The organism is Burkholderia sp. AU4i, from assembly GCF_000466765.1.
GTDB classification, from domain to species: domain Bacteria; phylum Pseudomonadota; class Gammaproteobacteria; order Burkholderiales; family Burkholderiaceae; genus Burkholderia; species Burkholderia cepacia.
Genome location: NZ_ASSI01000384.1, coordinates 1 through 5,821, shown reverse-complemented (window position 1 = coordinate 5,821; position 5,821 = coordinate 1). Strand labels below are relative to the sequence as shown.

Sequence of the window (5,821 nt, the reverse complement as noted above, 5' to 3'; positions counted from 1 at the left end):
ACGACACGGCCTTGTGCTCGGTTTCCTCGAGCGCGTGCCAGATCCACATCTGGCGGTAGCCTTCGACCGAACCCTCCAGGCGCGTCGGGTCGCGCAGCAGCCAGTCGGCAAGCATCGCCGTGTAGTGCTCCGCCGCGACCGTGTGCGCGAGCTGCACCGAATGCGGCAGCTTGCGCTTCATGTAGCCGAGCACCGCCCACACACGCTTGTCGAGCTTGCGCGCGGGCAGGTGGTTCGCCTGCATCAGCTCGTTGTACTCGATGTGCTCGCGCGTGTGCATCGCCTCCTGGCCGATGAAGCCGAGCACCTGCTGCTTCAGCACGGGATCGTCGATCCGGTCGCGATAGTTGCGCACCGAATCCATGAAGAAGCGCTCGCCGGCCGGGAACAGCAGCGACAGCGCGTTGAAGAAATGGGTCACGTGCGACCCGAGGCCATGCCAGTCCTTCGCGCGTTCGACCGGCAGGTCGAAGCGCAGGTCGCGGCGCACCGGCATGATCCCGGCTGCGGTGGCGGAAGCGGCTGACTTCATGTTCATCGTTCTCCTGGTTCCGGAGCGGCCCGGCGCGTCGTCCGACGCGGCCGGCGCGGGCCGGGCGGCACATCGCGCACCGGCAAAATCTTGACATCGACAGCTGTAAAGATAGGCCGCCCGCGGCGGCGCGCGCAAGCCGCACGGTAGATGCGCGCTTCCAAACAGGGCACGGTCGAAAAGGCGGAAAAAACGGCGTTCGAACGGCGTCCGGACACGGCGGGATTCGAACGCACGTGAACGCACGCGAGCCGTTCGCGGCAGTCGGCACCGCGTCGCAGCGGTGGCCCGGAAGCCCCGCGTGGCGGGCATTTCACGGAATCCGGCAACCCTGAGCGGCACGTTGCCGAGCGCGCCGGTAGCACCGATTCATACACGCGTCGCACTCGCGCGGTGCAACCTCGGTCGCTGGGCTGGCCGGAAATTCAAACGCGCGTTCCATTTGCGCTCCGCGCGATCGCGGCCGCGACGGCCCGCCGCCGTCCGCGATACGCGCGAGACCGGCCGAAAGCCATGAGCGGCGGCCCGCAGCGCGCTCGCCTACAATAGCGGTTTTACCCATCCTTTTTCAGGAGAAGTCATGTCTGTCATCACGACCGAATCGGGCCTCAAATACGAAGACCTGACCGAAGGCACCGGCGACGCAGCGCAAGCCGGCCAGACCGTCAGCGTCCACTACACGGGCTGGCTGACCGACGGTCAGAAATTCGATTCGAGCAAGGATCGCAACGACCCGTTCGCGTTCGTGCTCGGCGGCGGCATGGTCATCAAGGGCTGGGACGAAGGCGTGCAGGGCATGAAGGTCGGCGGCGTGCGTCGCCTGACGATCCCGCCGCAACTCGGTTACGGCCCGCGCGGCGCAGGCGGCGTGATTCCGCCGAATGCGACGCTCGTGTTCGAAGTCGAACTGCTCGCCATCTGACACGGCACACGAGCCCCCGGCTGACGCCCCGCCCCGTGGCACACCTTCCGTCCCCCACCGTCGCGCTGCAACGCTACGACACGCTCGAAGCGTCGGACGTGCACGACTTTCACCAGATCGTGCTCGGCATCGACGGCGCGATGGTGATGGCGGTGAACGGCGTCAGCCAGCGTCTCGACCGGCACCGCGCCTGGCTGGTTCCAGCCGGCGCGCGCCATGATTACGCGGGCCTCGGCGAGAATCGCCAGCTCGTGCTCAATCTTCCCCTCGCATCACTCGCGGTGCCGCAGCGGCTGTTCGACAGCGCGCGCGCCGTGGCAATCGATCCGGCCCTGACGTCACTGGTCGCGCAGATCGCGGCGGCAACCGCGCAATTCGAAGCGCCTGCCGCCGACGCGCCGCACGCGGCCGCGCACCGTTTCCAGTGGCAGGCCGCCGCCCGGCTGTGCGGCGCGCTGATCGACGAACGCGACATCGCCGCGCCCGCATCGGGCCTCGATTTCGCGCGCATCGACCGCTGGCTGCGCGCGCGGCTCGCCGAGCCGCTGCGCATCGCCGATCTCGCCGCGCACTGCGGCTACGGGATGCGCCGCTTTCATCAGCTGTTCGTCGATGCATTCGGCGAAACGCCGCATCGCTACCTGCAGCGGCTCAGGCTCGACGCGGCCGTGATCCTGCTCGCGGATGGCCGGTATCCGCTCGTCGATATCGCCGGGATGGTCGGCTTCGCGGATCAAAGCACGTTTACGCATGCGTTCACGAAGCGCTTCGGCGTTGCGCCGGGTCGCTGGCGCGGCGAGCGGCATTGAACGCAGCCAAGGTTCCGCGCTGAGCGCGCGTCAACACGGGTCGTAGCGGCACGGTTGGGCACGCGGCGCTCACGTTGGCCCGCGCAGCATTCTTCGCTCCTGCTTCGTTCTTGCTTCGTTCTTGCTTCGTTCTTGCTTCGTCCCTGCTTCGTCCCTGCTTCGTCCCTGCTTCGTCCCTGCTTCGTCCCCGCTTCGTCCCCGCTTCGTTCCCGCTTCGTCCCCGCTCGCCGCCCTGCTGCTTCGTCCCCGGCGCTTCGACGCTTCACGTCCCGCTGAAACATCGCCGGCCGCCCGCGCCCTACGATTGGCGCATGGACACGACCCTCCCCTCCTCCGCCTTCCCGCCCGCGCTCGCCCGCGTCGTCGCGACCGTCAGCACCGGTTTCGTCGTCACGCAGCTCGACGTGACGATCGTCAACATCGCGCTCGCGCATCTCGCCGGCGACCTGCGCTTGCCCGTCGCCGGCCTGCAATGGGTCGTCGATGCGTACACGCTCGCGTTCGCGGTACTGATGCTGTCGGGCGGCGCGCTCGGCGACCGCTTCGGCGCACGCCGCCTGTACATCGCCGGCCTCGTGTTGTTCGCGCTTGCGTCGCTCGCATGCGGCGCCGCGACCGCGCCCGCGATGCTGATCGCGGCGCGCGCGCTGCAAGGCGTCGGCGCCGCGGCGATGCTGCCCAATTCGCTTGCCCTGCTCAACGACGCGTGCCGGCACGACCCGCGCCTGCGCGCGCGGGCCGTCGGCTGGTGGACGGCGGCCGGGTCGATTTCGATCGCGGCCGGCCCGGTCGTCGGTGGCCTGCTGATCGCGGCGTGGGGCTGGCGCGGCATCTTCCTCGTGAACCTGCCGCTGTGTGCGGCCGGGCTGGCGGCCGCCTTCGCGTGGATACCTGCGCGCCGTGCGGCGGCAACGCCGGCCGCGCCATCCCGCTCCGTCCGCGCACTCGACCTGCGCGGCCAGCTCATCGCGATCGCGATGCTGACCGCGTTGACCGGCGCCGTGATCGAATGGCGTCCGCTCGGCTTCACGCATCCGGTCGTCGCCGGCGGTTTCGCGCTGGCGGCGCTCACCGCACTCGCATTCGTCGCGGTGGAAACGCGGACGGCCACGCCGATGCTGCCGCTGTCGCTGTTCCGCCATCGCACGTTCAGCGCGGCCGTGCTGTTCGGGATCTGCGTGAACCTCACGTACTACGGCACCGTGTTCGTGCTCGCGCTGTACCTGCAGCGCGCACGCGGCGAATCGGCGTTGCAGGCCGGCCTCGCGTTCCTGCCGCTGACGGGCGGCTTCCTGCTGTCGAACCTCGCGAGCGGCCGCGTCGTGGCACGTCACGGCCCGCGCGCGCCGATGCTGGCAGGCGCGCTCGTCGCCGCGCTCGGCTACGGATCGCTGCACTTCATCGACGCGTCGACGCCGCTGGCCGTCCTGCTCGTGCCGTTCCTGCTGATTCCGTCGGGCATGGGTTTCGCGGTGCCGGCGATGACGACCGCCGTGCTCGCGTCGGTCGCGCCCGAACGGGCCGGCATCGCGTCGGCCGTGCTGAATACCGCGCGGCAGGCCGGCGGCGCGATGGGCGTGGCCGCGTTCGGCGCACTCGCCGGCGGCGGCGGCGCGGCGCAGGTCGTGGACGGGTTGCGGATCGAAACGGCCGTGTCGGTCGCGCTGCTGGTCGCCGCCGCGCTGCTCGCGACGCTGGTGCGGCCCGATGCGCATCGCGGCGCATCGTCCGTGCGTCAGGCCGTGCCGGCGGCCGATTGAAAGGCTGCGGTCATGCGTCGCCGGGGTCCCGCTGGATCAGGTGACGCCACGCAAACACGTTGTCCTTGAAGTGACTCACGTAACCGCCGCTGCCGGCCTGGATCACCATGAACGACAGCCGCGGATGCAGCGCCTGCAGCGCTTCGAGCGCCTCCCGGTCGAGACAGGTGTTTCTCAGCGTCAGCCTGCGGAGCCGCTGGCCGGCGCGGCTCTTCAGCAGGCGCTCGTAGGCGTCGAACGACGTCACGCTGCCGGCATCGCGCTCGCGTTTCCACGTCGAATGCAATGCAGTCGACTCGGAGAAATCGAGCCAGCCGAGCGACGGCAGGTTGTCGCAATCCGCAAGATGATCGATGAACTGCTGCGTGTCGTCTCCGCCGCCGATGCGCAGCCGCTCGAGATGCGCAAGCGGCACATCGAAGAAACGCGCATCGGGCGCGTTCGGCACCGTCAGCTCGGCGAGATACGGCGCCTTCGCGGCAAAGCGGGCAATCTCGCCGCCCTCCTGCATGATCAGGTCGCGGCGCACGATCATCGACTGGTTGTGATCGGCCGGCTCGGTCGGCCGCACATACAGCGAACGCAGCATCGGGAAGCGCGCATCCGAATCGAGCAGCGGCCCGAAATCCCATTCGCGCGTGCCGTTCGCCCCTTCGTCGATGCCGCTGAACGCGAGGTCGGTCACGAGATCCGCGACGTCCCGCAACGCCAGACACTGCAGCGTCCAGTCGAACGGTTCCTCCCAGGCGCCGCTGAAGTACCGGACGTGCAGCCCCGCCCGCATCGGCGCGACCGTGACATGGTTGAAATCGGTCTGCCACAGCGGCTCCGCGGGATCGGCATGGTCGCGCCCGTCCTCGGCGCCCTCGCGCTCGCAGAAATCGTGAATGCGCCGCTGCAGGTCGAGCAACAGCCGATAAGCGGCGGAATCCAGCGGATGGGACATGGCGATGCGGCTCCGGTCGGCGACGATCGCGACAGTCTATCCGACCGTGCAGCCGTCGCGCACGACGCTCATCGCCGCCGTGCGCCCGTTTCGTCGCCGACCTTCCTCACGACCGTCTCGCCCGCCTTCACCGGCCGGCCGTCGTCGTGGCGCAGCGTGAGCTTGCGGATCGCGCGCCCCGTGTGGCGGTCGACCAGCACCGAATGCGGCTCGCCTCGCGCGAACAGGTTCGCCTCGCCCCACTGCCGCAGCATCACGATCACCGGGAACAGCCCTTCGCCCTTCCTGGTCAGCACGTACTCCTGATACGCGCTGCCGTCCGACGCCGGCACGACGTCGAACACGCCCGCATCCACGAGCATCCTGAGCCGGTCGGACAGGATGTTGCTCGCGACGCCGAGGCTCGCGCGGAAATCGCCGAACCGGCGCACTCCGTCGAACGCATCCCGCACGATCAGCAATGCCCAGCGATCGCCGACGATATCGGTCGCCCGTGCCACCGGGCACGGCGAATCCGCAAGACTTTTCTGCCTGGCCATGTGCCTCTCCGCAATCTTGCCGGCCGCCTTTTCGGCAACACCGGCCATCCGTGCACGGACATCTCGCCCGCCGCACAACAGGTTGCATTTTAAAACTACTTTTCCTACACTCACACCAGTTTCAATTTGCAACTACTTTGCGCGAGAAAATCCATGGCGTCTTCCTGTCGTTCCGGCACCGTTGCATCGAACGCATCCGCGCCTGCCGCGCATCCGGCCGCAGTCGGCACCCTGTCCACGGCGCGCGTCGCGACGCTGGCCGTCTGCTGCGCGGCCAGTGTCGCGAATGTCTACTACGCGCAGCCGCTGCTCG

The 5,821-nt window shown here is 68.9% G+C and carries 6 protein-coding genes and 1 pseudogene; 4 read left to right on the top strand and 3 right to left on the bottom strand.

Annotation, left to right across the window (positions count from 1 at the left end; translation table 11 throughout):
• The coding region (locus L810_RS42900) for a metal-dependent hydrolase (protein WP_042978410.1) at window positions 1–532 on the bottom strand (532 nt) is incomplete at its 3' end.
• A 580-nt stretch (window positions 533–1,112) separates the two neighbouring features.
• On the opposite strand from L810_RS42900, the gene L810_RS42895 reads away from it, so the two are divergent.
• The 3 genes from L810_RS42895 (at window position 1,113) to L810_RS42885 (ending at window position 4,023) form a co-directional block, all read left to right on the top strand.
• The gene (locus L810_RS42895) at window positions 1,113–1,454 is read left to right on the top strand and encodes an FKBP-type peptidyl-prolyl cis-trans isomerase (protein WP_021164331.1); all 342 of its coding nucleotides are present in this window, start codon (window positions 1,113–1,115) and stop codon (window positions 1,452–1,454) included.
• A 35-nt stretch (window positions 1,455–1,489) separates the two neighbouring features.
• On the top strand, window positions 1,490–2,263 hold the full coding sequence (locus L810_RS42890; RefSeq protein WP_021164330.1) for a helix-turn-helix transcriptional regulator: 774 nt from the start codon (window positions 1,490–1,492) through the stop codon (window positions 2,261–2,263).
• Window positions 2,264–2,574: 311 nt separating this feature from the next.
• Window positions 2,575–4,023 carry an MFS transporter gene (locus L810_RS42885; protein WP_042978409.1) on the top strand — a complete coding sequence of 483 codons (1,449 nt, stop codon included), beginning with the start codon at window positions 2,575–2,577 and terminating at the stop codon, window positions 4,021–4,023.
• A gap of 10 nt (window positions 4,024–4,033) precedes the next feature.
• Here the strand turns inward: L810_RS42885 and L810_RS42880 are convergent, their stop codons facing one another.
• Window positions 4,034–4,969, bottom strand: coding sequence for a hypothetical protein (locus L810_RS42880; protein ID WP_042978408.1), 936 nt, complete (start codon window positions 4,967–4,969; stop codon window positions 4,034–4,036).
• A gap of 68 nt (window positions 4,970–5,037) precedes the next feature.
• Entirely contained in the window at window positions 5,038–5,508 is a 471-nt protein-coding gene (locus L810_RS42875) for a winged helix-turn-helix transcriptional regulator (protein WP_179945701.1), read from the bottom strand.
• A gap of 153 nt (window positions 5,509–5,661) precedes the next feature.
• On the opposite strand from L810_RS42875, the pseudogene L810_RS49545 reads away from it, so the two are divergent.
• Window positions 5,662–5,821, top strand: a pseudogene (locus L810_RS49545) (MFS transporter); the annotation flags it as partial.